The organism is bacterium (assembly GCA_035307765.1).
Classification (GTDB): Bacteria; Sysuimicrobiota; Sysuimicrobiia; order Sysuimicrobiales; family Segetimicrobiaceae; genus Segetimicrobium.
This window is the reverse complement of record DATGHU010000023.1, coordinates 1-25,509: the sequence shown is the minus strand read 5'-3', so window position 1 is coordinate 25,509 and position 25,509 is coordinate 1. Positions and strand designations below refer to the sequence as shown.

The 25,509-nt window shown below is 69.4% G+C and carries 22 protein-coding genes; 3 read left to right on the top strand and 19 right to left on the bottom strand.

What is annotated here, in order from left to right; translation table 11 throughout:
* Nucleotides 1-4: 4 nt before the first annotated feature.
* The 10 genes from VKV57_06990 to infC all read right to left on the bottom strand — a co-directional run bounded on the left by VKV57_06990 (nucleotide 5) and on the right by infC (nucleotide 8,626).
* The gene (locus VKV57_06990) at nucleotides 5-568 is read right to left on the bottom strand and encodes a DNA-3-methyladenine glycosylase (GenBank protein ID HLW59657.1); all 564 of its coding nucleotides are present in this window, start codon (nucleotides 566-568) and stop codon (nucleotides 5-7) included.
* Nucleotides 568-2,289 carry a DNA polymerase/3'-5' exonuclease PolX gene (gene polX, locus VKV57_06985; protein ID HLW59656.1) on the bottom strand — a complete coding sequence of 574 codons (1,722 nt, stop codon included), beginning with the start codon at nucleotides 2,287-2,289 and terminating at the stop codon, nucleotides 568-570. Before polX ends, VKV57_06990 begins: the two co-directional genes overlap by 1 nt.
* Nucleotides 2,290-2,817 carry a CvpA family protein gene (locus tag VKV57_06980; GenBank protein ID HLW59655.1) on the bottom strand — a complete coding sequence of 176 codons (528 nt, stop codon included), beginning with the start codon at nucleotides 2,815-2,817 and terminating at the stop codon, nucleotides 2,290-2,292. It abuts the gene before it with no gap.
* Between the two features lie 29 nt (nucleotides 2,818-2,846).
* Complete coding sequence (gene pheT, locus VKV57_06975; protein ID HLW59654.1) at nucleotides 2,847-4,907, bottom strand: phenylalanine--tRNA ligase subunit beta; 2,061 nt, start codon at nucleotides 4,905-4,907, stop codon at nucleotides 2,847-2,849.
* An 8-nt stretch (nucleotides 4,908-4,915) separates the two neighbouring features.
* On the bottom strand, nucleotides 4,916-5,938 hold the full coding sequence (gene pheS, locus VKV57_06970) for a phenylalanine--tRNA ligase subunit alpha (GenBank protein ID HLW59653.1): 1,023 nt from the start codon (nucleotides 5,936-5,938) through the stop codon (nucleotides 4,916-4,918).
* Nucleotides 5,939-6,285: 347 nt separating this feature from the next.
* Nucleotides 6,286-6,414, bottom strand: coding sequence for a YqzL family protein (locus VKV57_06965; protein HLW59652.1), 129 nt, complete (start codon nucleotides 6,412-6,414; stop codon nucleotides 6,286-6,288).
* Between the two features lie 128 nt (nucleotides 6,415-6,542).
* Nucleotides 6,543-7,421, bottom strand: a complete 879-nt coding sequence (locus VKV57_06960; protein HLW59651.1) for an RNA methyltransferase — start codon at nucleotides 7,419-7,421, stop codon at nucleotides 6,543-6,545.
* Nucleotides 7,422-7,434: 13 nt separating this feature from the next.
* Entirely contained in the window at nucleotides 7,435-7,788 is a 354-nt protein-coding gene (gene rplT, locus VKV57_06955) for a 50S ribosomal protein L20 (GenBank protein ID HLW59650.1), read from the bottom strand.
* A 59-nt stretch (nucleotides 7,789-7,847) separates the two neighbouring features.
* Nucleotides 7,848-8,045, bottom strand: a complete 198-nt coding sequence (rpmI, locus tag VKV57_06950; GenBank protein HLW59649.1) for a 50S ribosomal protein L35 — start codon at nucleotides 8,043-8,045, stop codon at nucleotides 7,848-7,850.
* A gap of 17 nt (nucleotides 8,046-8,062) precedes the next feature.
* Nucleotides 8,063-8,626 carry a translation initiation factor IF-3 gene (infC, locus tag VKV57_06945; GenBank protein HLW59648.1) on the bottom strand — a complete coding sequence of 188 codons (564 nt, stop codon included), beginning with the start codon at nucleotides 8,624-8,626 and terminating at the stop codon, nucleotides 8,063-8,065.
* Nucleotides 8,627-9,450: 824 nt separating this feature from the next.
* On the opposite strand from infC, the gene VKV57_06940 reads away from it, so the two are divergent.
* Together VKV57_06940 and VKV57_06935 are read left to right on the top strand one after the other, a co-directional pair.
* Nucleotides 9,451-11,298, top strand: coding sequence for a PAS domain S-box protein (locus VKV57_06940; GenBank protein HLW59647.1), 1,848 nt, complete (start codon nucleotides 9,451-9,453; stop codon nucleotides 11,296-11,298).
* Between the two features lie 207 nt (nucleotides 11,299-11,505).
* Nucleotides 11,506-13,125: a diguanylate cyclase gene (locus VKV57_06935; protein ID HLW59646.1), complete on the top strand. Its 1,620-nt coding sequence runs from the start codon at nucleotides 11,506-11,508 to the stop codon at nucleotides 13,123-13,125.
* A gap of 59 nt (nucleotides 13,126-13,184) precedes the next feature.
* Here the strand turns inward: VKV57_06935 and VKV57_06930 are convergent, their stop codons facing one another.
* The 5 genes from VKV57_06930 to VKV57_06910 all read right to left on the bottom strand — a co-directional run bounded on the left by VKV57_06930 (nucleotide 13,185) and on the right by VKV57_06910 (nucleotide 18,485).
* On the bottom strand, nucleotides 13,185-15,416 hold the full coding sequence (locus tag VKV57_06930; protein HLW59645.1) for a SpoIIE family protein phosphatase: 2,232 nt from the start codon (nucleotides 15,414-15,416) through the stop codon (nucleotides 13,185-13,187).
* A gap of 184 nt (nucleotides 15,417-15,600) precedes the next feature.
* Nucleotides 15,601-15,963 (bottom strand): STAS domain-containing protein, encoded by a 363-nt coding sequence (locus tag VKV57_06925; protein ID HLW59644.1) that lies wholly within the window; start codon nucleotides 15,961-15,963, stop codon nucleotides 15,601-15,603.
* Nucleotides 15,964-16,073: 110 nt separating this feature from the next.
* Nucleotides 16,074-16,349, bottom strand: coding sequence for a hypothetical protein (locus VKV57_06920; GenBank protein ID HLW59643.1), 276 nt, complete (start codon nucleotides 16,347-16,349; stop codon nucleotides 16,074-16,076).
* A 16-nt stretch (nucleotides 16,350-16,365) separates the two neighbouring features.
* The gene (locus VKV57_06915; GenBank protein ID HLW59642.1) at nucleotides 16,366-17,166 is read right to left on the bottom strand and encodes an S-methyl-5'-thioadenosine phosphorylase; all 801 of its coding nucleotides are present in this window, start codon (nucleotides 17,164-17,166) and stop codon (nucleotides 16,366-16,368) included.
* A gap of 26 nt (nucleotides 17,167-17,192) precedes the next feature.
* Nucleotides 17,193-18,485, bottom strand: coding sequence for a hypothetical protein (locus VKV57_06910; protein HLW59641.1), 1,293 nt, complete (start codon nucleotides 18,483-18,485; stop codon nucleotides 17,193-17,195).
* A gap of 207 nt (nucleotides 18,486-18,692) precedes the next feature.
* Here VKV57_06910 and VKV57_06905 point away from each other — a divergent pair, with 207 nt between their 5' ends.
* Nucleotides 18,693-19,412: an HAD-IA family hydrolase gene (locus tag VKV57_06905; GenBank protein HLW59640.1), complete on the top strand. Its 720-nt coding sequence runs from the start codon at nucleotides 18,693-18,695 to the stop codon at nucleotides 19,410-19,412.
* 32 nt (nucleotides 19,413-19,444) lie between these two features.
* On the opposite strand, the gene VKV57_06900 is transcribed toward VKV57_06905, so the two are convergent.
* From VKV57_06900 to VKV57_06885, 4 genes are all read right to left on the bottom strand, one after another.
* Nucleotides 19,445-22,189, bottom strand: a complete 2,745-nt coding sequence (locus VKV57_06900; protein HLW59639.1) for a VWA domain-containing protein — start codon at nucleotides 22,187-22,189, stop codon at nucleotides 19,445-19,447.
* Complete coding sequence (locus VKV57_06895) at nucleotides 22,186-23,979, bottom strand: VWA domain-containing protein (protein ID HLW59638.1); 1,794 nt, start codon at nucleotides 23,977-23,979, stop codon at nucleotides 22,186-22,188. The genes VKV57_06900 and VKV57_06895 overlap by 4 nt, the downstream gene beginning before the upstream one ends.
* Entirely contained in the window at nucleotides 23,976-24,890 is a 915-nt protein-coding gene (locus tag VKV57_06890) for a DUF58 domain-containing protein (GenBank protein HLW59637.1), read from the bottom strand. Before VKV57_06890 ends, VKV57_06895 begins: the two co-directional genes overlap by 4 nt.
* Nucleotides 24,891-24,896: 6 nt before the next feature.
* A partial coding sequence (locus tag VKV57_06885; protein ID HLW59636.1) for a MoxR family ATPase occupies nucleotides 24,897-25,509 on the bottom strand: 613 nt, incomplete at its 5' end.

The window sequence follows — 25,509 nt, the reverse complement described above, 5'->3', positions numbered from 1 at the left end:
GCGCTCAGCGGGAGAGACACGGGGATCCCTTAAGCGCGTACCGCCACCGCCGGTCGGTGGCGACCGAAATGCCGATCCTGGGGGTGGCAACGATCGGCTCGGCGTGGCGGCCGCGCGCCAGGAACAGCGGCCCGGTGATCAGATCGGCGCGGTTGTGGGCGATCGTGATCCCCATCGCCTGGGTCAACCGGCCGGGTCCGCTCCCCAGCAGCCGGGCGATCCTGCCCCCGCGTCGACGCCGCATCAATCCGATCCCCTCCACCGGTTCGAGGGCGCGCAGGAGCACCGCGCCGGGACGCCCCAGCCGCTCGGTCACGACGTTCATGCAGGCGTGGATCCCGTAGCTGCGATACACGTAGGCCGTCCCCGGCACCCCCCACATCACGGCGCTGCGGGGCGTCCGGCGGTAGGCATGGCTCGCCGGATCGCGGGCCCCGCAGTAGGCTTCGACCTCGACCAGCCGCCCCACGACCCGCCCCGCCGGCGTGTCGTGGACCAGGTAACAGCCGAGCAGGGCGCGGGCCACGGCGAGCGTCGGGCGCGCGAAGAACGCGCGCGGCAGCGGCACTAACCGGCGAGGAAGTCGACGAGCTGAGCCAGCGGCCACGTGTTGATCACGCTCGGGGCCTCGACCCAACCCCGCCGCGCGGTCCCGATCCCGTACTCCATCGTCCGCAGATGATCCTGGCGATGCGCGTCCGTTCCGATCTCGAATAGCGCGCCGTGATCACGGGCCAGCCGCACATGCGAGTCCCTGAGATCCAACCGATCGGGCGAGGCGTTGATCTCGAGCACGGTCTCCGTCTGGCGCGCGGCCTCGATTACCGCATCGAGGTCCAGTTCGAAGGGCGGCCGCTGGCCCAACAGCCGCCCGGTGGGGTGGCCGAGGATGTCCAGGTGGGGATTCTGCATCGCGGCGATCACCCGGCGCGTCATCTCCGCCGCGGACATCCGGAACCGGCTGTGGACCGATCCGATCACGAGGTCGAGGGTGTCCAGGATCTCATCGGGATAGTCGAGCGACCCATCGGGGAGGATATCCACTTCCGACCCGATGAAGATGGCCATCCCCACCTCATCCCGCAGCTTCCTGATCGCGCCGGCGTGCGCGCGGAGATCATCGACGGTGACCCCGCCGGCAAACTTCAGCGACCGCGAATGGTCGGTGATGGCGATGTACTCATACCCGCGCGCCTTGGCGGCGCGGGCCATCGCCTCCGCGGTGTCATCCCCGTCGCTCCACGTGGTGTGCATGTGGAGATCCCCCCGAACATCGGCGAGGGCGACGAGGCGCGGAAGCGCTCCGCGCTGGGCCAATTCGATCTCCCCCTGGGCTTCGCGAATCTCCGGAGGCACCCACGCCAGTTTGAGCGACGCATAGACTTCCTCTTCGGTCTTCCCCCCCACCCTCCGCTCGTCCTTGACGCGGAAGACGCCGTACTCGTTGATTTTGAGGCCCCGCCGGACCGCCATCTCGCGGAGTCGGACGTTGTGGTCCTTGCTGCCCGTGAAATATTGAAGCGCGGCGCCGTACGACTCCGGCTCGACCGCCCGCACGTCGCACTGCACCTCGGCCGCCCCCAGGATCGCGCTGCTGAGGGTCGCCCCCCGCGACAACACGCGGCTGACCTGCGGCAGTCCGACGAACACATCCATCACGGCCTCGGGAGACCGGGTCGCCACGACGATGTCGATGTCGGCGATCGTGTCCCGCATCCGGCGGAGGCTCCCCGCCGGGCTCACCGCCTCCACGCCCGCGACTCCCGCCAGCGACGCGACCACCGCCTGCGCCTGCGGAAGGACGGCGCCGATCGGCCGCCTGGACGTCTGCTGGCGCCGGCGCGCGATCCCGGCGAGGATGTTCTGCTCGATCTTCGCCCCCAACCGCGGCAGCTCGCGCACTTTGCCGTCCCGGGCCGCCCGCTCCAGCGCGTCGATGTCCGCGACCCCGAGGCGTTGAAAGAGGAGCAGGGCGGTCTTCGGCCCGATTTCCTGAATCGTCATCAGCTCGGACAACCCCGGCGGCAGGGCCTGTTGGAGTTCATCGAAGTAGGCGATGGTGCCGGACTGGAGGTACTCGCGGATCTTCTCGGCGAGGCTCTCGCCGATCCCGCCGATTTTCCGAAGCTCCCCACGGGCGGCGATGGCCTCGACGTCCTCCGCCAGCCCCTCCAGCGCGCGGCTGCCCTTGCGGTAGGCATTGACGCGAAACGCCGACTCCTGCTTGATCTCCAGGAGGTCGGCGATCTGCGAGAAGATGCGGGCGATCTCGAGGTTTCTGGCGCTCACCTAAAACGCGTGTCCGCCGGGGCCGATCCGCGGGATGCGCACGGGCAGGGTTGGGACGACGGTGACCATCACCGCGTTGTAACCTTTCAGGAGGAAGCCGGCGACCGGAGACTGCTTCGCGTCGGGATCGATCGCTCCATGAAATGGGGCGGCCAGCATGATGACCAGGCACGCCGTCGCCAGGGTGAGCCCGCGCAGCAGCCCGAACGCCCCTCCCAGCATCTCGGACAGCGGGAGGGTCTTGACCCCGTGCACCAGCCGGATGATGATCCCGACTCCGATGTAGATCACGAGCCAGATCACGACGAACGCGAGGAACCCCCCCCACTCACTGGGGAGGTACAGCGCTTTGTTCAGCACGGGGATGGCTTGCGGGTACAGGACGGCGGCGGTGAAAAAGGCCCCGGCCAGGGCGAGCAGGTCAAACAGCCCCGCCAAAATCCCGTAGCGGGTACCGCGGAGAATCGACACGAGGACGATCGCCAGGGTGACCCAGTCGATCCAGTTCACGCTAATGGTCCGGGCCATCCCTCCTGCGGCATCCTCCCGCGAGGCACCTACTCGCGGAGCTGTACGCCGACCCGCTCCTGGAGGGCTATTCGGACCCGCTGAACGGATTCCTCCGCCTCCGCGGCGGTTAGGGTGCGGTCACGCGCCCGCCACCGCAGCCGATAGGCGAGGTTGCGGTGCCCGGGGGGCACCGGCGGGCCGGTGTACACGTCGAACAGCACCACCGCCTCGAGCAGCGGCCCGGCGGCGGCCTGGATGGCGCCCTCGATCTGGGCCGCGGGCGTCCCCACCGGGGACACCAGCGCGATGTCCCGTTCCACCGCCGGGTAGCGGGGCGGGTTTGGGGAGGCGACGGGCGGCGCGGACGAGGCCAAGAGCGCTTCGAGATCCACCTCGGCGAGGAACGCCCGATGCGGCAGCCGCCGGCCGGCGCTGAGGTCCGCGTGGAGCTCGCCGAACCGACCGATCGCGTTCCCCCCGAGCATGAGGGCGGCGGCGCGGGCGGGATGCCACCACGGTGGGGAACCCCGATCCGGCTGGGGGAGGGCCTCCACCGCCCACCCGCGCACCCCAACTTCCCGCAGGAGGGCTTCGAGCACTCCCTTCAGATGGAAGAAGTCGACCGTGGCCTGGTCGGGGGGAATGTTCCAGCCGGTTCGCCACCGCCCCATCATGGCGATCCCGAGGGTCCGGCGCTCGATGGGGCGGGCGTCGCGGCCCCCACCGCGAAACACCCGGCCGAGCTCGAAGACCTGGACGTCCTCCACGCGGCGGGCCGCGTTGCCCGAGAGCACATCGGCCAGGCCCGGGAGCAGCGAGGTGCGCAACGCGGCCTGGTCGGTGAGGAGCGGGTTCTGAAGCACCACGGGGGCGTCGCCGGCCGGCGACGCCTCCTGGGGGGGCACGAGCGTCAGCGTCATCACCTCGGTCAGCCCCAGCCTGGCCAACGTCTCCCGCACCCGGGCATCGGCACGCAGCGCCGGCACGACGGTCCCTGCGGTCGAGGCGCCGCGAGGCATCGTCGGCGGGATATGGTCGTAGCCGTGGATCCGCGCCACCTCTTCGATCAGATCTTCCTCGCGGACCAGATCGGGCCGGAACGACGGCGGGCGAACCACAAGCGTGGTGGCCTCGGTGACCGTGCACCCCAGCGAGCGGAGGACACGGGTCATCTTCGCTCGGGGGATCTCCACGCCGAGCACCGCCACCGCCCGGGTGGGACGAAGGCGGATCCGGCGCGGCTGGAGCCGCTTGGGGTACACATCGATCATCCCGCGGAGGATGCGCCCGCCGCACCATTCGACGAGCAGCGCCGCCGCGCGATCCTGCGCCTGGGGAGGAGCGGCGGGGTCCATCCCTCGCTCGAATCGAGCCGACGCCTCGGTCCGGATCCCCAAGCGCCGCGCGGTCCGCCCGATCGCGGGCGGGTGCCAGTAGGCGGCTTCCAGGAGCACCGTCTCGGTCCGAACGCCGATTTCCGTCTCCCCACCCCCGATGATGCCGGCGAGCGACACCACCCGCTCGGCATCGGCGACGACCAGCATGTCGGAATCGAGTATGCGCGTCACCCCGTCGAGCGTCGTCAGGCGCTCCCCCGGCTCGCCCCGACGCACCACCAACCGCCCGCCGGCGATTCGGTCATAGTCGAACGCGTGCATCGGCTGCCCGAGTTCGAGCATGACGTAGTTGGTCACGTCGACGACGTTGTTGATGGCTCGGATCCCCGAAGCCTCCAGCCGCCGCTGAGCCCACGCCGGGGATGGGCCGACCCGCACGCCCTCGATCATCCTCGCCGTAAACCGCGGGCACCCCTCGGGATCGGCGACCCGGACGGCGATTCGAGCCGACGACCGATCGCGCGCCTCGACGAGTTTTCGAGCCGGCGGCCGAACCGGGCGACGCCCCAGAAGACCGACCTCTCGGGCGATCCCTAGCACACTCATGCAATCCGGTCGGTTGGACGTCAGTTCGATCTCCAGGACGGTGTCATCCCCCACCCGCTCAACCTGCTCGACGGGCAGGCCGAGGCCGGTCAGGCGATCGACGAGGGCCTCCAGGGAGGCGTCGACCCGCACGTATTCGCGCAGCCACTCCAGGGAAACGCGCATCGCCTCTCCTACACCTGCTCTAGAAACCGCAGGTCGTTTTCGTAGAACAGCCGGATGTCATCGATCCGATGCTTGAGCATCGCCGGGCGCTCGACGCCCATGCCAAAAGCAAACGCCGTGTACCGCTCAGGATCGAGGTGCGCCATGGTCAACACGCGGGGATGGAACATCCCGCATCCTAAGATTTCCAGCCATCCGGACCGCTTGCAGACCGCGCACCCCCGCCCCGCGCAGAGGAGGCAGCCGATGGACATCTCAGCGCTGGGCTCGGTGAAGGGAAAGTACGAGGGCGTGAACCGCACTCGGGTCTGCGGCCCGAAGAACTCCCGGGCGAAGCTGAGGAGGACACCCTTCAGGTCGGAGAAGCGCACGCCGTGGTCCACCAGGAATCCATCGGCCTGGTGGAACATCGGGGAATGGCTCGCGTCGGCCGGATCCCGCCGGTAGCAATGCCCGTACGCCAGGGCGCGCATCGGTGGACGATGGGTATCGAGGACATGAACGTCCACCACCGTGGTGTGCGTCCGCAACAGCCACCCGCCGCCCAGATAAAACGAATCCTGCGCGTCCCGCGCCGGATGGTACGCCGGCATGTTCAAGCGCTCAAAGTTGTCCTCGTCGTGTTCAACGTCGGGCCCCTCGACGATCTCGAACCCCAGCCCGAGGAAGATCTGGGCGATCTCCTCCATCGTGCGGGTGAGAACGTGCGTCCGGCCGAGATGCGGCCGGCGCCCGGGGAGGGTGACGTCGATCGCCTCCGCGGCCAGGCGGCTCCCCTGGGATTCGCGGCGCATCGACTCGGTGCGGGAAGACAGCAGTCCCTCGACGACGGTCTTGAGATCGTTGAGCGCGGCCCCCACCGCGGGGCGGTCGACCGGGGGAACGGTGCCGAGGCGCCGGAAGGCCGCGGTGATGGTACCCTGCCGGCCAAGGTACCGGACGCGGACCCCCTCGAGGGCCTCCGCCGTTACCGCCTGCGCGACCTCCCGTTCGGCCTGACCGCGGATCGCGCGCACCTCGTTGAGGTCCACTGTCGCCCCCTCCCCACTCGCCGTCACCCCGCGGGTCCCGGGGCCGGCAATGAAAACGCACCCCCGCCCAAGGGGCGAAAGTGCGTCTTCCGCGGTCCCACCCTTTTTCCGCCCGCCGTCGTCGCGACGCCGGCGGCTCTGCTGCTCCGGGGTCCGGGCCGGATCTCCCTCGCCCGCCTACCTCTCCCCCATCGAGAGAGAGTCAGCGGACCGCTCGGGAGTGAACGTCGGCGGGGCGCCTCGCGGGCGGGCTCACTGTCAATGACCGGCCCTGTCTGATCGCCGCGATCCCCGGACCCTCTCCGTCATCACCACGTCCTATGCGGTTCCGCCCGGCACGCCGGGCGTTAGTTCAAAATCGGCACCACCCAGTGCTGTTGCCGCCTGACGAATTGCCGGTAGACGAGGTACGCCCAGATGGAACCGGTGGTCTCAAACACCCGCCAAAAGGTCTCGGGCGTATACCCAATCTCCACCACGCCACCCCTCCTCCCCGCCAGTGTGACACCGCTGAGCCGGCTGAAGGTCCAGGACGAACAGCGTCGCGTGTGGCCCCCGCAGGTCGGCCCAAGTATAGCACAGGGCCGAAAACCATGACAACGAATCACCGCTCCGCGCGATCCTCGGGGCCGAGGGTCGGAGGAACCCGATAGAGCAGAACCGCCGCGGCCGCCGCGACATTGAGCGACTCCACCGTCCCGGCCATCGAGAGGCGGACGGTCGTCCCGTACCGCTTCCAAGCCGCCCCCGCCCCCCTCCCCTCTCCCCCAAACACCAGGGCGAGAGGTCGGGCGAACGACGTGTCGGAGTCGAGATGATCCCCGCGCGGATCCGCGATCAGCACCCGGACCCGGTGCGCCGCGAGGGCCTCCCCGCAGTCCTCGGCACTCGCGACCCAGCGCACCGGCACGCCAAACACGGCTCCGGCGGACGCTCGGATCGCTTTGGGCCCGAACGGGTCCGCCGTCGGGCCGACGATCAGGGCGCCAGCCGCCCCCGCGGCGGCCGCGGTGCGCAGAATCGTCCCGACGTTGCCGGGATCCTGGAGGCCGTCGAGCACCACCAGCAGCACCCGAGGATCGGCAAGGAGGCTCGGGGTCGCCTCGCGCGGCCGGCGCGCGACCGCGAGCACGCCCTGGGGAGATTCCACCTGGCTGAGGGGCGCAAAGACGTACGCGGAGACCGTGATGATACGGATCCCGGTGGCCCGCAGCCGCTCGAGGACGGCGGCGGTCGAAGGATCGGCGGTCGCGTCCGGAGTGTGCACCACCCGCTGGATCTCAGCGCCGTTTGCGGCGGCGGCTTCGAGGGCCCGCCGCCCCTCCACCACGCACCGCGCGATCCGCCGGTTCGACGAGCGAATCAGATCGCGGAGCTCCTGGATCAGCGGGTTCTTGCGACTGGTGATGATTTCGGGATCCGCCCCGCGCCCCGAACGATGCGAGCCCTCCCCCTTCGGGGAGGGCTCGCGGGGAAGCCCCATCGCGACGTCGAAACTACTCGGTCCGCTGGGCTTGTTTGACCAGCGCCGAAAACGCGTGAGCGTCCCGCACCGCGAGATCGGCCAGCACCTTACGGTTGACTTCGATCCCCGCGCGGCGCAGGCCGAAGATGAGGCGGCTGTACGACAACCCGTGCAGTCTCGCGGCGGCGTTGATCCGCGCGATCCACAACCGCCGGAAGTCGCGCTTCCGGGCCCGCCGATGCGCGTAGGCCTGCGCGAGGGCACGCACGACGGTCTGGTTGGCGAGCTTGAACCAACGGCTCTTTTTGCCCCAGTACCCCTTGGCCAGCTTCAGCACCTTGTGGTGCCGACGCCGAACGGTGACCCCTCGTTTGACCCGTGCCATCAACGATCACTCCCAACACGAGGTACGAATCCAGCGCGAGCCGGTATCTCGCCGCCGCGTCAGCGGTACGGAAGCAGGCGTCCGAGCCGGGCGACGTCCACGTGCTCCACCGCGGGATCTTGCCGAAGGGACCGCTTCCGCTTGGCGCTCTTATGCACCATGAGATGCCCGCCCAACTGTCGGCCCCGAAGGAGGCGCTTGCGTCCGGTGATCCGGATTCGCTTTGCCGTTCCCTGATGAGTCTTCAGCTTCCCCACGCCGCTCCCCTAACTTCTCAGTTCTTCTTTGGAGCGAGAATCATGATCATATTACGCCCTTCCATCAAGGGGTGACGCTCCACCACCGCCACATCCGCCAGTTGAAGCGCCATGCGACGGAGGATCTGCTCTCCGACGTGAGGATGCGCCATCTCGCGACCCCGAAACCACATCGACACCCTCACTTTGTCGCCGTCCTTCAAAAACCCGCTGACCGTGCGGGTCTTCACTTGGAGATCATGCTCGCCGATTTTGGGACCCAGGCGCATCCCCTTCAGCTCGGAGGTTTTGGACTTCTTGTGGGCCTCCCGTTCCCGCTTCGCCTGCTCGTACTTGTACTTGCCGTAGTCGATGATGCGGCACACCGGAGGCGCAGCCGTTGGGGCCACCTCGACGAGATCCAGGTTGGCCTCCTCAGCCTTCGCCATGGCTTCCGCAATCGGCATCACACCGAGCTGCTCGCCGTTGGCCCCGATCAACCGGACCTCACGGGCCCGGATTCGGTCGTTGATTCGCGCTCCGCGCTCGATAGAGTTCCCCGCCTCCTTGTATACACGGAAGGGGATGGCCACATGCGCCATCCCCTCGGGATCGAACCCCGGACCAAAACCTCGGTGGCAATCCCACACGCGGACGCCCCGAGGTGAGAAGCAGATGGCTTCTGCTTGAGCAAGGGAAAGTATATCATAGGCGTCCCGGGAGCGTCAATTTTAAGATGGGAGGAGTCGTCGCACACCTTCGCCGCCTGCATTCTGCAGGCTGTTCCCCCGTGCGGATTCAAACCCGATGCCCGCCGCCCGTTCCGAGTATGCTCACGGGGCAGAAAATGTGCCGGTGCCGGAGAGATCATCGTGAGTCGGCACGCCGACGCCCAGGAGACGACGAACACACCGCTCATCCGCACGGAACCACCCAATTGGCCTTCGCTGTTGCCGAGGGTCCTCTGCGGTATCGATCATCCTCTCCGAGCACGCATGGGACCCGCAACGAGGAGGAAATCTCCCGGCATCTTCCCGGAAGTCTAAGCGATCCCGGTGAGGGGCACCTGTATAGATGCGGGGGTGTCAGAGAACACGGGTAAGACCGAGGATCCCGGATACCCCTGCCCCGGCGGGGATCTATCTGCGCAATTCGGCTGGAGGACGCGGTGAGGCCGGCAACCGCGGCAGCGTAGCGGCCCACAGGAAAGCCGGCCGAGGGTTCGCGCTGGCGGTCATTCCTGGAGGAGGAAACCTGGTTTGCCGCAGACTTCCGAACCACCTCTTTCGTTCACCCCCGCCGGCGGACGGACGTTCCCTTCCCGGCTAGGTAGGGGGAGCTGCGCCAATTCGCGTCGGCGACATGGGGGTCTCGCTCGCCCAATCTGCCGTGGGGCTCATGATCACGGCGTTTCCAGGTGGGCGGGATGATCGACCCTGAGAAGCGGCTCGCGGAAGCCCTCGCGGAGGCGCCGCTCGACGCCGTTTTCGCCATCGCGCCCGACGGAAGGATTCTGGCCTGGAGCGACAGCGCTCGGGCCGTCCTCGGATATGCACGTGAGGACGCCGTAGGCCGGTCGGTGTTCGACCTCATCGTCCCCCCCGATCTGCTGGAGCGGTCACGCCGGGAGATCCAGCAGGCGACCCAGCGCGGCATGTCGACCTACGAGTCCGTGCGTCGTCCAAGGGACGCGTCGGACATCTACGTGGTCGTCACCGACCGAGTGGTGAGGAACGCACAGGGAAAACTCGAGTGCATCGTCGTCAGCGACCGAGACATCACCGAGCTCAGGAGCCTCCGGCAGACCGAAGCGCTGGCGGCGAAATTCGGAGGGCTCCTGGAGTCCATGCCGGACGCGACGATCGTCGCCAACCGGGTCGGCCGGATCGTTCTCGCGAACGCGCAAACGGAAAAGCTGTTCGGGTACCCCCACGAAGAACTCCTGACAAAGCCGATCGAGATCCTCGTGCCGGACCGCTACCGGCACGCGCACAGCGGCCACCGTACCGGGTACTTCGCCTCCCCCCGCACCCGGGCGATGGGGGCGGGGCTGGACCTGTTTGGCCGACGCCGCGACGGGAGCGAATTCCCGGTGGGGATCAGCCTCAGCCCCCTCGAAACGGAGGAGGGCACGATGGCGATGGCCGCGGTCCGCGACCTCACCGAACGGAAGCGCACGGAAGCGAAGTTCCGCGCCCTCCTCGAGTCGGCGCCGGACGCCATGCTCATCGTCGACCGCGACGGCCGCATCGTTCTCGTGAACGCCCAAACGGAAAAGCTGTTCGGGTACCCCCGCGATGAACTCCTGACGAAGCCGATCGAGATCCTCGTGCCGGACCGCTACCGGCACGCGCACAGCGGCCACCGCACCGGGTACTTCGCGTCCCCCCACACCCGTGCGATGGGGTCGGGACTGGACCTGTCCGGCCGACGGCGCGACGGGAGCGAATTCCCGGTGGAGATCAGCCTCAGCCCCCTCGAGACAGAGGAAGGGACGATGGCGATGGCCGCCGTCCGCGACCTCACCGAACGGAAACATCTGGAGGATCGGGTCGCCCAACGGAACGTGGAGCTCGAAACGGCCAACAAGGACCTCGAGGCTTTTGCGTATTCCGTCGCCCATGATCTGCGGTCACCGCTCATCACGATCGGCGGATTTTCGCAGATGCTGATTGACGATCACGCCGCGGCTCTGTCGGAGGATGGGCAACGCCTTCTCCACCAAATCGCCGACAGCGCTCGGGACATGAGCAGTCTGATCGACAACTTGTTGGCCTTTTCTCGGCTGGGCCGCCAGCCTCTCTCGCCACAACCGGTCGCCCTCGCCGATGCGGCGCGCCTTGCCCTGGCGGAGCTCAACAACGCCGGAATGGGTGGGGGGGCGACCGTTCGCATCGGTGACCTCCCAACCTGCGTGGCAGACCCCGGGTTCGTCAAGCGGATCTTCGTGAATCTGCTCGCCAACGCGCTAAGGTTCAGCCGCGCCCGCGAGAACGCGGTGATCGAGGTCGGCTGGCGTCGCGATCTGGATACTCCCACGCACCATTCCTGTTTCGTCAAGGACAACGGAACGGGGTTTGACATGCAGTACGTTGAGAAGCTGTTCCACATCTTTCAGCGGCCGCACCCCGCTGAGAAGCGCGAGGGCACGGGCGTGGGCCTCGCCACCGTCCAACGCATCGTCCGTCGACACGGGGGTAGAGTCTGGGCCGAAGGCGAGATTGGGAAGGGCGCGACGTTCTACTTCACCCTGCCGAGGAGCAATGGCGCATGACCGGAGCCGACCGGTCGAGGACGATCACCGTCACGTGGACACACCTTCTTTTCCCCGGCACGCACACGATGCCCACCCGCGTTCGAGTGACCCGCGGCGGCACCGCGGCGGCGAAATGCTGCGGGAAGGCGCTACGCTCGGGCCGCCGCCGCACTTCTATGGTGTGACCAGCATGAGCGACCGGTCCGCGCCAAGTGCGCCGCCAGCATGAGCACAAGTCGGAGCGCAGCGATGCCAACACAACCGGCGCGGCGAGTCCGATCATCCCGCGCCCGGCAGAAGGTTGAAGCCCGGCAGGGTCAAGCACAAACACGGGAAGCCCTAAGGCGCACCCAAGAACAATTCGGGCAATTGGTGGATCACATTCGCGAAGTCTTTTTCATCTACGAAGTCGACCCCGTTCGCGTCGCCTACCTCAGTCCGGCCTACGAGGAAATCTGGAACAGGCCCCGCCAGGAAGCCTACGATCGACCCGAGGCCTGGATGGAGACAATCCTGCCGGACGATCGCGCCCGCGTCCTCACTTTCTATGAGCGCTCGATGCGCGGCACGCCGGGGGATGAGGAGTATCGGATCGTCCGACCGGATGGTGCGATTCGCTGGATCCGAGGGCGGACGTTCCCGGTGCAGAACGCGAAAGGCAAGTTTTATCGGCTGGTCGGCATCGCCGAGGACATCACCGAGTTCAAACGCATCGAGCAGACCCTGATGGAGAGCCTGGAACATGCGCGCAAGGCGCATGAGCAGCTCGCGGTCGCCCTGAAGGAAGTGGAGGAGCGGACCCGAGAGCGCGCCATGCTCACGGAACTCGTCGACATGTTGGAATCGTGTCCGAGTCTGGAAGAGGCCTACGCGGTGTCAGGGACCATGCTGGGCCGTTTCTTTGGATCCCGATCAGGCGCGTTGGCCGTGACGAGCCCCTCGCGGGACACCGTGAGAGTCGTCGCGGCGTGGGGCGCCCACCCGGTCACCGATCAGGTATTTGCGCCGGATGATTGTTGGGCCCTCCGCCGCGGCAAGATGCACGTCGCGCAGGCGCTGGGGGCATCCATCACCTGCACCCATGTCCGCAGCGCCAAGCTCGCGGAGCACGTTTGTGTGCCGTTGGCGGCGCAAGGCGAGACCCTCGGGGTCCTGTGCGTTGCCGAACCCCCGGAACTCCTCGCCGCTTCGGCGAAGGGCTCACCGGGCGGAATGGATACCCTGATCCGCCAGGCGTCTGCGGCCGGGGAACGCCTTTCCTTGGCACTGGCGAATTTGCGTCTTCGGGAAATACTTCGCAGTCAGTCCATCCGCGATCCATTGACCAATCTCTTCAATCGCCGCTACATGGAAGAGTCCGCGGACCGAGAGTTGCACCGGGCCACCCGCAATCGTGAGCCCGTCGCGTTCCTCATGCTCGACATCGACGCCTTCAAGCGCTTCAACGATACATTCGGTCACCAGGCGGGCGATACGTTCCTTCGCGCCGTGGGCGCCTTCTTGCGCGAGCGCACCCGGGGGGTCGATATTGCGTGCCGCTACGGGGGTGAGGAGTTGCTGCTCGTGCTGCCGGGTGCGTCCGGTGAAGAGGCCCGTCGGCGCGCGGAGGATTGGCGAAGAGAATTCAAACACATCACCGTCCAGCACGCCGGCCAAGCGCTCGGGAACGTCACCCTCTCCATCGGGGTTTCCGTCTTCCCGGACCACGGCGCAACCCTGGAGACCTTGATTGACGCGGCTGATCGAGCTCTCTATCGGGCCAAGGCGGAAGGGCGCGACCGGGTCGTCGTGACGGTGCCCGCGCAGACTCCTCAGCCGGCCGGGCACGAAGGGAGCGGGTCGTAGGTCACCGCTGAGGGCATCGAAGGCGCACCGGCCTCCGCGCCGATTTACGGCCGCCGGGCTCAGGCAATGCGGACAGCCACGACCGTCTGGTCGTCGGCGGGATTGTCACCGCCCCACCCCGCCACTTTCTCCATCACGCGATCAGCCACCTCATCGGGGGGGGCATCGCGCAGGGTCAGCAGCAGCGACGACACCTGCTCCTCGCCGAACAGTTCCCCGCTACCGCCGCGCGACTCCGTAATCCCATCGGTGAACAAGAGGAGCAGATCGCCCCGATCGACCCGCGCCTCCGCGGCCGTGTAGGTCGTGCCCGCGCGGACCCCCAACAGCAGCCCGGGCGCTTCCAGAGGGACCGGCCTGGGGTCTCGGGCCCGCAACAGCAGCGGCGGGAGGTGTCCGGCACTGGCAAACACCAACGTCCCCTCCCGGGGATCGATCACCCCGTAGAACAGACTGACGAACCGGGGCTCGGCGTCGGCCGCGAGCGCCTGGTTCAGCCGGGTGAGAACGCGCTGCGGGGGGCCCCCGTCAGATGCGAACGCCTCGAGGAGGTAGCGGGCGCGGGCGGACAGGGTGGCGGCGGGAATGCCCTTCCCGGACACATCAGCGATCGCCAGCCCCACCCGGTCACCCCCCACGGGCAGCACGGCGTAGAAGTCGCCGCCGACCTCCCGGCTGGACAGGTATCGTCCCGCCACCACGAGGCCCGGCAACTCCACCCGTCGCGGTGGGAGGAGTGTCTGCTGGATGATCTCCGCGATCTCGTGCTCCCGCGCATAGGCCTTGGCGTTGTCGACCGCCAGCGCCACGCGATCGGCAAACGCCTCCAGCAGGCGGACCTCGTGCGGGGTGAACTCGCGGGGGCGTTTCGAGAACACCTGCACCACCCCGATCACCCGGCCGCCGGCCCGGAGCGGGACCGCCACCGTGGAGTAGGCGCCCTCCCGCCGCAGGTCTGGATCGACCGCGGTGAGGCGGGCGGGATCGGAGATGACGTGCGGGCGGGCATCGGCAGCCACGCGTCCCGCAACCCCCCGGCCGCGCTCGAGCCGGCGGGCCGCCTCGGCCACTTCTCCTTTGAACCCCGCCGGCAGGACGAGGTCGCCGGTCCCCTCCTCCACGAACCAGATCATCCCATCGTCGGCATGAAGGGCGGCCACGACCTGCCGAACGAGCGGCGGAAGCAGATCGTCCAGGCGCACCGTCGACAGCGCCGCATCGCTCACCGCCTGCAGCGCGTTCATCTCGGTCACGTTGCGCGACAGGCGCTCGCTCATCTCGTTGAACGCGCTCCCCAGCTCACCAAGTTCGTCGCTGCGGCGCACCGCTACGCGCGTCCCCAGATCCCCTCGCCCGATCGCGCGCGCCCCCCGCACGAGCGTGATGATCGGTGCGCTCAACTCGGCGCCGAGCACCCAAGCCAGGAACAAGCCCACCCCGACGGCGGTGAGCACCGCGGTCAGTTCCTGCGCCCCGGCCTGCCGTATGGACTCGAGCGCGGACGCCTCCGGCTCGATCACGATCGCCGCCCACCCCAGCCCGGGGATGGGCGCGGCCGCCCCCAGGTACCGTGTGCGCGCCAGCTCGTAGGCGTCGATCGTCGCCTCGCGGCCGACCAGGGCTTCCCGCACCGCCCCGACGCCGCGAAACGCGTCTTGGGCCCGGGCGGGCTGGCGAAGATCGATGATCGTCCGCCCGTCCTGGTCGACGATGATCCCATCGGCAAACGGCCCGGGTGGGCGCGGCAAGACTGTGCGCAGTCGCTCGAGGTCGAGCCGCCCGATCACGATCGCGGTGAGATGACCTCGATCCTGGATCGTGGTCCCGACTTCGAGGGTGGGCCGGCCGGCGGTGCGGGTCGGCGGCCCGGCCACCCAATCCTTTTCCCCCCCCAACGCCGCAAACGCCGGGAGCTCGAGCAGCGCCGGGGGCGAAGCTTTGGGTGGGCTCTCGGCGATCACCTGACCGTGAGGATCAACGAGGGTCAGCGAGAGGAGTGCGCGATTGTTCGCCCGGATCGCGGAGAACAATTGGATGATGCCCGGGACCGGGTAAGGCTGGCTCGTGACCGCCGCCCCCGCGGTGCGCTCGGTCTCGATCGCGCCGGCGAGGAACAGTTGAACATCCGAGGCCATCGCCTGCGCCGCCTCCCGATGCCCCCGCTTCACGAGCTCGAGGCGGCCCTGGTTCCGGTACTGAAACAGCAAGATCCCGAGGATCAGGACCGGGATCATGCAGATCAGGATGACCGCCGCGATCTTGCCCCGGACCCCCAGCCGGAACCTCTTCACCCTCACCCCCTCTCGGTCGCCCCGGTGATGCCCAAACACCCCTCGGTGAGGTCGTCCGGCGGTCTTCGCACGATGGCCGCAGCCGTCCCGCCGGTGCCGTGCGGGTGCACGACGACGGCGACGAGTCCGCTCGACGGGGAGGGACCGCCGTGGGCCATCCTCGATGATCGGGCCGGCCGAGGGGTCAGGACTCCGCCGGGCGGCTCGCCCTCACGATCTCCAGGGCCTCCGGCTCCGAGGCCACCACGGAGAGGACCTTGTCCAACCCGGTGATGCGGAAGATCTTCGCGATCGTCGGCTGCGGCGCGATGATGGCCAGCTCCCCACCGGCCTCCCGCGCCCGCCGATGATGGTCGGTGAGAACCTTCAGGGCGGTGCTGTCGATGTAGGCGACGCGCGCCAGGTTCACCACGAACAACGGCCGGGGCGAACCCGCGGCGGTGCGCAACCCCTCGTCCAAACGGGGAACGGTGTACAGATCCAGCTCCCCCGCGACGTCGATAATCGTGATTTCGCCAACGGTCCGGACGCCGATCTCAAGCTCCACATCGCACCTTCCCCGGCGTCACCCGCGACGCCACGCTCGATGGCCTGAACTCACCGTGCCGTGCCCTTCCCTGCCCCGCGCTCCGCCAGGCGACGGCCCGGCGTCACCGATCAGGGCTCCCCGCGCGTCGCCGCCTGAAAGAGCCCAATCCCCTTATTGGCGATGGCGGAGGCGGCGAACCCCATGATGAAGAGGAACAACCCCTTCGTCGCCACGAGCAATGCGAGGTTCGCCGTCGGCGGGGCGGCCGCCTGTGCGTTCGCGAGCGCCCCGGTGGCGATCAAGTCGACGTAGGCGAGATAGAAGACCGCGAGGAGGAGCAGCGCGCCCACCAAGAAGACCGCGATCCCCGCCCCGCGCCCGGCCCGATCCACCCCGGTCCGCATCCCCGACACCCCCCGCCTACTCTACGCGCGCGTGCGCCAGCGCGGTCGCACAGGCACAGGTTCGCCCCCGCGGCAGCCGCTCGATCACCGCGAACAACAAGCGCCGAAGCCGCTCGTTGTTTTCCTGAAACACGCGGAGCACGGCCTCGTGGGTCACCGGGGCGATGGCGGCGTCCCCCTCCACCCCAACATCGAAGTCCGTGATCAACGAGATGTTCACGTAGCACATCTCAAGTTCCCGCGCGAGGATGCACTCTGGATAATTCGTCATGTTGATCACTTCCCATCCCTGATTGCCGAACCACCGGCTCTCGGAGCGGGTGCTGAACCGGGGCCCTTGAATCACCACCACGGTGCCGCGATCGTGCACCGGGATCCCGAGATGGCGGGCGGTCTCCACGGCCAGCGGCCGCAGGGTCGGGCAGTACGGGTCGGCCGCCGAGAGGTGCGTGACCACGGGGCCGTCGGCGAAGGTGTCCGCCCTCCCCCAGGTCCGGTCGACGAATTGGTCGCAGATCACAAACGTCCCCGGGCGGACATGGGGCTGCAGGCTGCCGGCGGCGCAGGGGCCAAAGAGCCATTCCACGCCCAGGGACTTCATCGCCCAGACGTTCGCCCGGTAGTTGATCCGGTGCGGCGGGAGCCGGTGGGTCCGCCCGTGCCGGGGGAGGAAGGCCACCGTCCGCCCCCCGATCTCGCTCAGCGTGACCACGTCGCTCGGCTCTCCGTACGGCGTGTCCACTTTGATCTCACGGGCCCCCTCGAGCAGCGAGGAAAACCCGGATCCGCCAAACACCCCAACCTCGGCCCTCCTCACCCCACCGCCCCCTCCCCTTCGCCCGATCAGCACAGACACCCACGGCCGTCGAAGCGCACGGGCTCCGGGGCCCCCACGGCCGCGACGTGCGCCTGCCCGTCAAGGTCCCGCGCCAGCGGTTCCGAGACCCAGACGTCCTCGAGGTGAAGCGTATTTGGAATCCGCACGATCCTGGCGCGCAGCGGATCGGGGAGACCGAGACTCCCCAGCGCCGCGCCGATGGCATCCCGTTCGGTGGCCATGACCATGGGCAGCATCGCGCGCTGCACGTATGTGCTGACGATACAGTTGAGGTAAGTCGCGGTAAAGTCGATCCGATCCACGACCGCCCGCGTGGTGAAGTCGGCGAGCCCGATACCCTGCGCGTTGCCCTCCGACGCCTCCGACAGCCGCAACGCGACGATCCGCTCCGCGTGGGGAATCTCCGGTTCTTCGAGGCCGGCGATCCGCCAGCGGCCGATCACGTTGACGTCCATGCCCGTCCCGCTGAAGTTCTTGCCGACTTCCTCGACGATCAGGAGATCCATCCGCTCGACCGGCAGGTGCGGCATCGACGCGCGCGCCTCGGGGAACAACTCCTCCTCAACCTTCGGGATCGCCTGGGGGGACACCCCCACGACCCGAGCGGTTTCATCGTACGCGTTTTCGATGATCGCCAGCCCGCCCACCACGCGCCCGGTGTCCAACACGCATCGGGCGATCTCCCGGATGGCATCGGCCATCTTCTGCCCGGGACCCTGCTGGTGAATCTGTGTGGCCCCCGGGGCCTTGCCCAGCCCGACGCCGAGCATCTTCATCAGGCCGCTCCCGAACGGCTGGCTGAATCCGGTGTGCGGCTTGATCCGGTTCACCGCAAGGATCCCGTCGCACGCCGCCGCCACCCGGTCGCAGTAGGCGACGAATCCGCGGGGGGTGCGGCCCAATTCGACGGTCTCCATCGACGTGGAGAGCGGCGCCCCGATCGCCTCCGCGGTGATCCCCAGGTGCGCGAGCAGCCGGCGCTGCCCCTCCTGGGTGCCCCCGCCGTGGCTGCCCATCGCCCCCACGAGCAGCGCGTCTCCACCCGCCGCCCGCACCTCTTCGACACAGGCACGCAGGATCGGCACGATGTCGCGAATCCCGCGGCTCCCGACGGTCACCGCGATCCGGCCGCCGGGACGGATCCGAGCGCTGAGGTCGATGCGGCGGAGTTCGGACCGGACGGCGGCGGGGATATCGTCGAGCCGGGAGCGGTCAAACCGCTGACGCACGCGGGCCATCGGAGGGAACACCTTGGGCACGCTGATGCCTACGGGAATCCGCTCGACGCCGACGGCCATTGCGACGCTCCAGAGGAGGATGCAAATTGCGCGCGAAATCGTCCCGATGGTATCATCTCGGTAAACGCAGGGTCAACTCATCGGCGTTCCTCGCTGGTCACCGGGGGTCGGGATGTCCAATCCGTACACGCGCTTCGCGCAGCCGCGTGGGTGTCCAGGTCCGGGCCGGCGTCTCCCGGTGATCGGCGGGACCGTGGACCGGTGAGGGTGGACGAGGACGCGGCCGCTGCGCGGGGGCCGCACCTGCGGAATTCGGCGGAGGACCGCGCTCCAGCCGGACCGGCACGGCCCTACCGCGCCGTCCTCTTCGACCTCGACGGCACCCTCCTCGACAGCGGCGAACTCATCCTCACGGCGTTCCAAGCGACGGTCCGCGCGCACCTGCATCGGGAGATCCCCCGCGAGGAGGTCTTCGACATGTGGAGCCGGCCGATCCGCGAGCGGTTCCATGTGCTCGCCACCGACCGCGACGAACTGCTCACCCAGGACTATCTCCACCGCTACTTGGCGCTCCACGATCGGTACGCCCGCCTGTTCCCCGGGATCCCGGACCTTCTCGAGACGCTCAAACGGTCAGGGTACGCCATGGGAATCGTGACCTCTAAGCGGCGCTCGACGGCGATGGCGGCGGTGGTGCGCTTTCGCCTCGATCGGTGGTGTCCGATCGTGATCGTGGACGAGGACGTCCGCCGGCACAAGCCGGATCCGGAGTCGGTCCGCCTCGCCGCGGCGCGCCTGGACGTTCCCCCCGCTGCATCGCTCATGGTCGGCGACAGCCCGTTGGACATCGCCGCCGGCCAGGCGGCCGGGGCCGGGACCGCGGCCGCGCTCTGGGGCACGGTTGACGCCCGACAACTGCTCGCCGCCGCGCCTGATCTTCGCCTCGCCCGGCCGGAAGATCTGCTGTCGTTTTGCCGACCCCGCTAGCCGCGCCACCGGGCACCGGCCTTCGGGAAGCGTTAGGGACGCTTCGGCCCCCGGAGCCGGGCGATAAAAAGGCGCGCGGCGTGTTCCATGGAAGCGGCGCGCAGCGCGTCTTCCTGCGCGTACTTGGCGTCCTCCACCGCCCAGCGATCGGCGGCGGCGTACGATGCGTCAGCCTGCGCCCGCGCGCCCCCGGGGGCGGGAGGAGTCCGGCGGACCCAGCTCGCCACCGCGGTGGCCGCCTGCGCGAGTCGCTGCCCGAGCGCCGGCAGTCGCCGGACGGTGACCTCAGCAAGCAGCAACCCCAACGCGGCGCCGGCGAGCCCCGGCCAGGCCTCACGCCCTCCGGTGCCCCGGCCCGGCCTGAACGCATCCTCGGGTCGGGCCAGGAAGGCTCCCCCCGTCATCTCTACCAGCCGCGAAAGGAGCCCGGGGTTACCGGCGGGGAGCCGATATTCGGGTGAATAGGGCACCACCAACCCAACGGTGCGGCTCCCGCCGCCGCCCCGGGCGTCGCGGGACGCCACCGTCAGCGTGTACACCCCGACGCGTGGGGCCGGCCACGTTGTTTCGTACCGGCCCGGAGCGGTCTGCTCCAGGAGCACCGACGCGCGCTCGCCGTCGGGGGCGGCCACCTCTCCCCGCACCGTCAGCCCGTCCCACGGGGTGCCGTCCGGGTGCCGGGCCTCGAGGACCGCGCGGGCCGCGCGGTCGGACCCATCGAGGGTGGCGGCGAGGTGCAGTTCCGCCGCGTCATCGCGTAGGGTCCAGCGGACCGCCTGCGACCAGAACCGCGCCACATCGGGCCACGTCCCCCAGGAGGTCGACCACCGCGCGCCGTCGTCCGAGGTGAAGGCGACGGTCCGTCCGAGGCCGTACCGCCATGTGGCGAGGAGCGGATCTCGCCGCGGGCTCTGGAGCGCGACATCCGCGGTGGGCTTCGGCACCGTCGCGACGTAGCCGCGAAGCGCGGGCGGATCGGAGAGGCCAACGAGCGTCGGCCCCGCGCCCGACCGCAGGGGGCGAAGCGGCTCCTCGACGATAAACGATCGCACCGCCATCAGAGCCTCGGTGGTGAAGATCTTGGGAATGCCATACAAATCCTTGGCGGCGTAGCTGCGGCCCCCGCCCCACCGCGCCAGGTTCCGCATGAAGTCCAGGTCCGCGTCCTTCCCGATCGCCACGGTGCTGAGCGTGATCCGATCGCGACGCATCGCCGCGGTGATGGCGCGAAATTCCCCGGGGTCGGTCAGGCCGTCGCTGAGGACGATGGCGTGGCGGATTTTGGCCGGGGAGGTACGCAGAAACTGCCAGGCGCCCCGCAGCGGCGGCGCCATCACCGTCCCCCCACCGGCGTGAAGCCGGGAGACCTGGTCGAGCACCTGCGTCCGATTTCGGGCCTCGGTGGGGGGCACCAGCCACCGGTACTCCTGATCGAAGCTGATCACCCCGATCTGATCGTGCTCGCCGAGCAGATCGATCACCGAGGAGGCGATCTCTTTGGCCAATTCTTCCTTGGCCAGCTCGCTGCCGAACGCGTCCATGCTTCCCGATGAGTCAATCACCAACACGATCGCCACGGTCGGCACCGCCATCGTCTGCCGGACATCCATCGAGACCGGCAGCACTTCCTCGAGCGGGGTGCCCGTGTATCCGCCCACCCCGTAGCTGTGCCCGCCGCCGACGGCGACCAGGCCGCCGCCCGCCGTGCCGACGAAGGATCGAATCGCCTCCTGCTGCGCCTGGCTGAGATCGAGCGCCGACACGTCGTCCAGCACGAGGCTGCCGTAGGCGGCGAACCCCGTCGCCAGCGCGGGCAGGTCCTCGGGCGCCCGGACGTCGACGCGGAGACCCTGACCGCTCAGCCATCGGGGGAGCACCGTCGGATGGGAGGTCACGAACAACACCCGGGGCTGATCGCGCACCTCGACGAGTGCCTCCCCGTGGTTGTTTTGGGGGAGCGTGTCGGGAGAGGCGCTCAGATCGACGCGGTACCGCACCGCGCCGTCTTGCTTCGCGACTTCCGGAAAGGGGACCACGACCTCCCCCGCGGAGAGGGAGAGCCGCCGCGTCGCCACCGCGATGCCGTTGCGCGACAGCGTGACCGTAGCCGCCGCGGTCCCCGTCGACCGGATCACTGCCCGGACGTCGTACGCTTCGCCCACGTGCACCTCTTGCGGCGCCCGGACCGAGTCCACCAGGACCTCGTCGGCGGTCGCGCCGGAGAGGGGGACGGCGTCCACCGTGATCCCCGCGGCGCGCGCGACCCTCGCCGCGGCGACGGCGTCTCCCAGATTCTCGCCGCCGTCGCTCAGCACCACAATGCGCCGGGCGCCCTCCCCGGGCAGCACCCGCATGCTGAGGTCGATCGCCGCCCCGATGTTCGTCGCGTCGGGGGCCACCGCCGCCCCCACCTCGTCGAGGGCGGGGTGGGCCTCCACCGGGGCCCGCAGCAGCGGCCGTCCGGCGAAGGTCACGACCCCCGCCCGGTCGCTGGGGTGCATCCGCGCCAGCGCCTCGCGGACGAAGGCGGTCTCGGCGCGCCGCCCGTCCGCGGAGATACTGAGCGAGCGATCGACCGCGAATACCACGCTGGATCCGGACACCGGGACACGGAGCGCGGGGCCGCTCAGTGCCAGCACGAGGAGGGCGAGCGTCGCCGCCCGGAGCGCGGTCGCCACCCGCCACCGCACCCCCAGGCGGCGCCGGCCCAGGACCACCGCCAGGGCGACGAGCGGCAGCAGCAAGAGCGCCGCGGGGTGTGCGAACACCACCCTCATGCGTCCCCTCCGCGCCGCCGCGTGGCCAGGACCCACTCGCCGATCAGGGCGGCCAGTGCCGCCGACACAACCCAGGGCCACACCGCCACCTGGGTGAGCAGCGCGGCGCGCTCCGGATGGGGTGCCGCGGCGCCCGGGAGGACCGGAACGAGGCCGGGCCGGATCATCCCGGCCCGAGGATCAGGGTTGCGGACCGCGATCGCCCGGACGCCCGCCGGAGTGGTGAGGAGGTAGGCACCGGCCCGCACGAACGGGGGCAGGAGGTACATGCCCTCGGTGGCGCGGACGGTCCGCCGGCTTCCGTCGGGTCCGGTCAACTCCGCGGCGGAACCGCCGGCGGCCGGCACCTGCAGCGTCTCCCCCGCCGCGAGGTCGAGCGCCCCACCGCCGAGCCAGGCCAGGGCGTTGGCGACCAAAATCGGAAAGGCCACGTGCTGGGGAAGATCGGAGTCTTGGAGCGCAAAGCCGAGGAGAACCGCGCGGATCCCGCCGCCTTCGTATGCCCACAGGAGTGGGACATCGCCGCCGGCGAGAACCCGGCCGCCCTGGGGGGTGAGTGCGAGGGCCTTGGCGACCCGGACCCCGGTCAGGTTCACAAACCGTAGAATCGGATCGGTCTCATCCCAGGCGGCGAAGAGGGGGGTACGCACCTCCCCGGTGCTGGTCGCGGGAAGGTTCGGCGGCACGGTGTCAATCAGCAGGTAGTCGCCGGGTGGCACCGGTCCGGCGTCGACCCGGTCCAGGATCACCACCCCGTACCCGCCCCACGCTGCCGGCGCCGCGGAGGCGGTTTCGGCGGCGCGGCCGACCGGAAGCAGTCCCAGCAGCCGCTCGAGGTACGGATTCCCCCGGCTCACCAACAGCACGGACGGCAGCGGCGCGGGATCGAGTACCGTGGAGGCGACGTCGTCGTCGGGCAGCATGTCGTGGGTCGTGATTCGGGCGCTGAAGACCCCGCTTCCCGTGATCGGGAACACCGCGGTCCGCGCCCCGCCCGCCGGGACGTCCAGGTCGCTGCGGTAGACCGAACTCCGGTCGTGCGTCACCTCCAGCGGAACGCGCCGCGCCCGCGCGCTGAAGTTGTCGATCCGGACCAGCCCTTCCGCACCCGCCGGGGCGCGCATCGCCCGAAACGCGGTAATCCCCACGTTGTCGTCGGAGGTGCCGAGGATCCGGTACGCCGCCTCGGGAAGGGCCGGCAACGAACCGCGGGCCGCGTCCGTCCAGACCAGAATTCGCCCGCCGGGGCCCACCGGCTGTTCGGCGGCCAGCACCACCGCCGCGGCGACGTCGCCCGCCGCATCCCACGGCTCGAGCGCCCGCAGCGCGGCGGCAACCCGTTCGCGGTCATCCGTCAGCGGAACCAGGAGTTGAGGGCGAGGACCGGCGTCGATGAGCGCGACCCTCCCCCCCCCGCGCAGGTGGGCAACGGCGTCCAGCGCCTCGGCCCGCGCCCGCTCGAACCGGGTGGGGGAAACGTCCCGGGCCCGCATGGAGAGCGAAAGATCGAGGACCAGGATGAGGTCGCCCTGCGCGGGGACGTGGGCGACCAACGCCGGCCGGGCGAGCCCGATCACGAGCGCCGCCGCCGCCAGAAGCTGCAGCAGCAGCAGCACACTGCGCTCGATCCGCCTCGACGGTCGGTAGGCGGCGAGGGTCGGGGCGGACCGCTGCCACAGCAGCACGCTGCTCACCGGATGGTCCCGCCGGCGCACCCGCAGCAGGTAAAGCAGGATGAGGAACGGGAGGGTGGCGAGCCCCCACAGCGCCGCGGGCACGCCCAGGATCACTGGAGGAGCCCTCCCTGCCGCAACCAGCGCAAGACCAGCGTCTCCACCGGCACGGTCGTCGTCGTGCGCAGGTATTCGACGCCGTGCCGGAAGCAGAACCGCTCCACGCCGTGCAGAAACGCGTCCCGGGCCTCCGCGTAGGCGCGAAGCGCTTCCGCATCCACCGTCACCTCGACCGCCCGCCCCGTTTCCGCGTCCACCAATCGGAGATCGCCCGCGAAGGCGGGCACCAGTTCCTCGTCGGCGAGGATGTGGATCAGATACGTTTCGAACCGACGGTGCCGCGCCAAGAGCAGCGCCCGCTCGTAGCCGTGGGGATCGAGCAGGTCCGTCAGCACCACGAGAAGGCCCCGCCGGCGCGTCGCCGCCAGCTGCCGGCGCATCGCCAGCGTGAGGTCCGTCTCCCCCGACGGCTCGAGACCGCTCAGGAAGCCCAACAGATCAAAGGCCCGGGCGCGTCCCCTCAGGCGGTCGAGCCGCGGCCCGATCGTGGACGCGAACGCGCTGACTCCCACCCGGTCAAGATTGACGAGGCCGATGTAGCCGATCGCGGCGGCCAGCTGCTTGGCGAGGAGGAGCTTGCTCGGGCCCCCCGCCGCCATCGACCGGCTGGTGTCGATCATCAGGAAGACGTCGAGGTCTTCCTCTTCGGAAAACATCTTGACGAAGAGACGGTCGAGGCGCGACACGACGTGCCAGTCGATGTACCGGTAGTCGTCCCCGGGCTGGTAGGCGCGGTAATCGTCGAACTCCAGCCCGCGACCCCGTGCCGTGCTGCGGCGCTCGCCGCGCTGCGCGCCGCGCACGCGCCTGCGCGTCAGGAGACTCAACGTGTCGAGCTTTTGGAGAAACGCCGGGTCCAGCAGGAGCGGCCGCTCGACTCGAATCCCCGCGGTCGCCCGCTCCGTCATCGCCGGCTACGCCTGAGGCGTGGTGAGCGCTCGGGATTCGATCTCCTGCATCGCGGCACGGAGGACCTCATCGGGATCCGCCCCCTCCGCCTCACCCTCGAAGTTCAGGATGAGGCGGTGCCGGAGCGCCGGGAGCGCCAGCGCGCGAATATCTTCGATCGCGACATTGAACCGCCCCAGGCTGAGCGCCCGCACCTTCCCGGCCAGAACCAGCGCCTGCAGCCCCCGCGGACTCGCCCCGTAACGCACGACCCGGCGCGCCGTGGCGGCCGCGCCCTCGGCGTCCGGGTGGGTGGCGAGCACCAGCCGCGCGGCGTACTCCCGCACGTGGCCGGCGATGGGAACCTGCCGGGCCAGCGCCTGCATGCGCCGCACCGCCTCCCCGTCCGCGGCCGAGCGCGCCGCCGGCACCTCCGGCCCGGTCGTCCGATCGACGATCGTCTGCAGATCGGCGAGCGCGGGGAACGGTACGCGCAGCTTGAACATGAACCGATCGAGCTGGGCCTCAGGAAGCGGATACGTGCCTTCCTGCTCGATCGGATTTTGGGTCGCGACCACAAAGAACGGCGGTTCGAGGGGCATCGTGTTGCCGGCCACGGTCACCGCGTTCTCTTGCATC

What these genes read in the sequence shown, in the direction of transcription:
- infC (HLW59648.1), bottom strand. Translation starts at nt 8,626, where the DNA reads ATGGCGCATGTGGCCATCCCCTTCCGTGTATACAAGGAGGCGGGGAAC.
- VKV57_06935 (HLW59646.1), top strand. Translation starts at nt 11,506, where the DNA reads ATGAGCACAAGTCGGAGCGCAGCGATGCCAACACAACCGGCGCGGCGA.
- VKV57_06900 (HLW59639.1), bottom strand. Translation starts at nt 22,189, where the DNA reads ATGAGGGTGGTGTTCGCACACCCCGCGGCGCTCTTGCTGCTGCCGCTC.
- pheT (HLW59654.1), bottom strand. Translation starts at nt 4,907, where the DNA reads ATGCGCGTTTCCCTGGAGTGGCTGCGCGAATACGTGCGGGTCGACGCC.
- rplT (HLW59650.1), bottom strand. Translation starts at nt 7,788, where the DNA reads ATGGCACGGGTCAAACGAGGGGTCACCGTTCGGCGTCGGCACCACAAG.
- VKV57_06920 (HLW59643.1), bottom strand. Translation starts at nt 16,349, where the DNA reads ATGCGGACCGGGGTGGATCGGGCCGGGCGCGGGGCGGGGATCGCGGTC.
- VKV57_06980 (HLW59655.1), bottom strand. Translation starts at nt 2,817, where the DNA reads ATGGCCCGGACCATTAGCGTGAACTGGATCGACTGGGTCACCCTGGCG.
- VKV57_06940 (HLW59647.1), top strand. Translation starts at nt 9,451, where the DNA reads ATGATCGACCCTGAGAAGCGGCTCGCGGAAGCCCTCGCGGAGGCGCCG.
- VKV57_06890 (HLW59637.1), bottom strand. Translation starts at nt 24,890, where the DNA reads ATGACGGAGCGGGCGACCGCGGGGATTCGAGTCGAGCGGCCGCTCCTG.
- VKV57_06910 (HLW59641.1), bottom strand. Translation starts at nt 18,485, where the DNA reads ATGGCCGTCGGCGTCGAGCGGATTCCCGTAGGCATCAGCGTGCCCAAG.
- VKV57_06960 (HLW59651.1), bottom strand. Translation starts at nt 7,421, where the DNA reads ATGGGGCTTCCCCGCGAGCCCTCCCCGAAGGGGGAGGGCTCGCATCGT.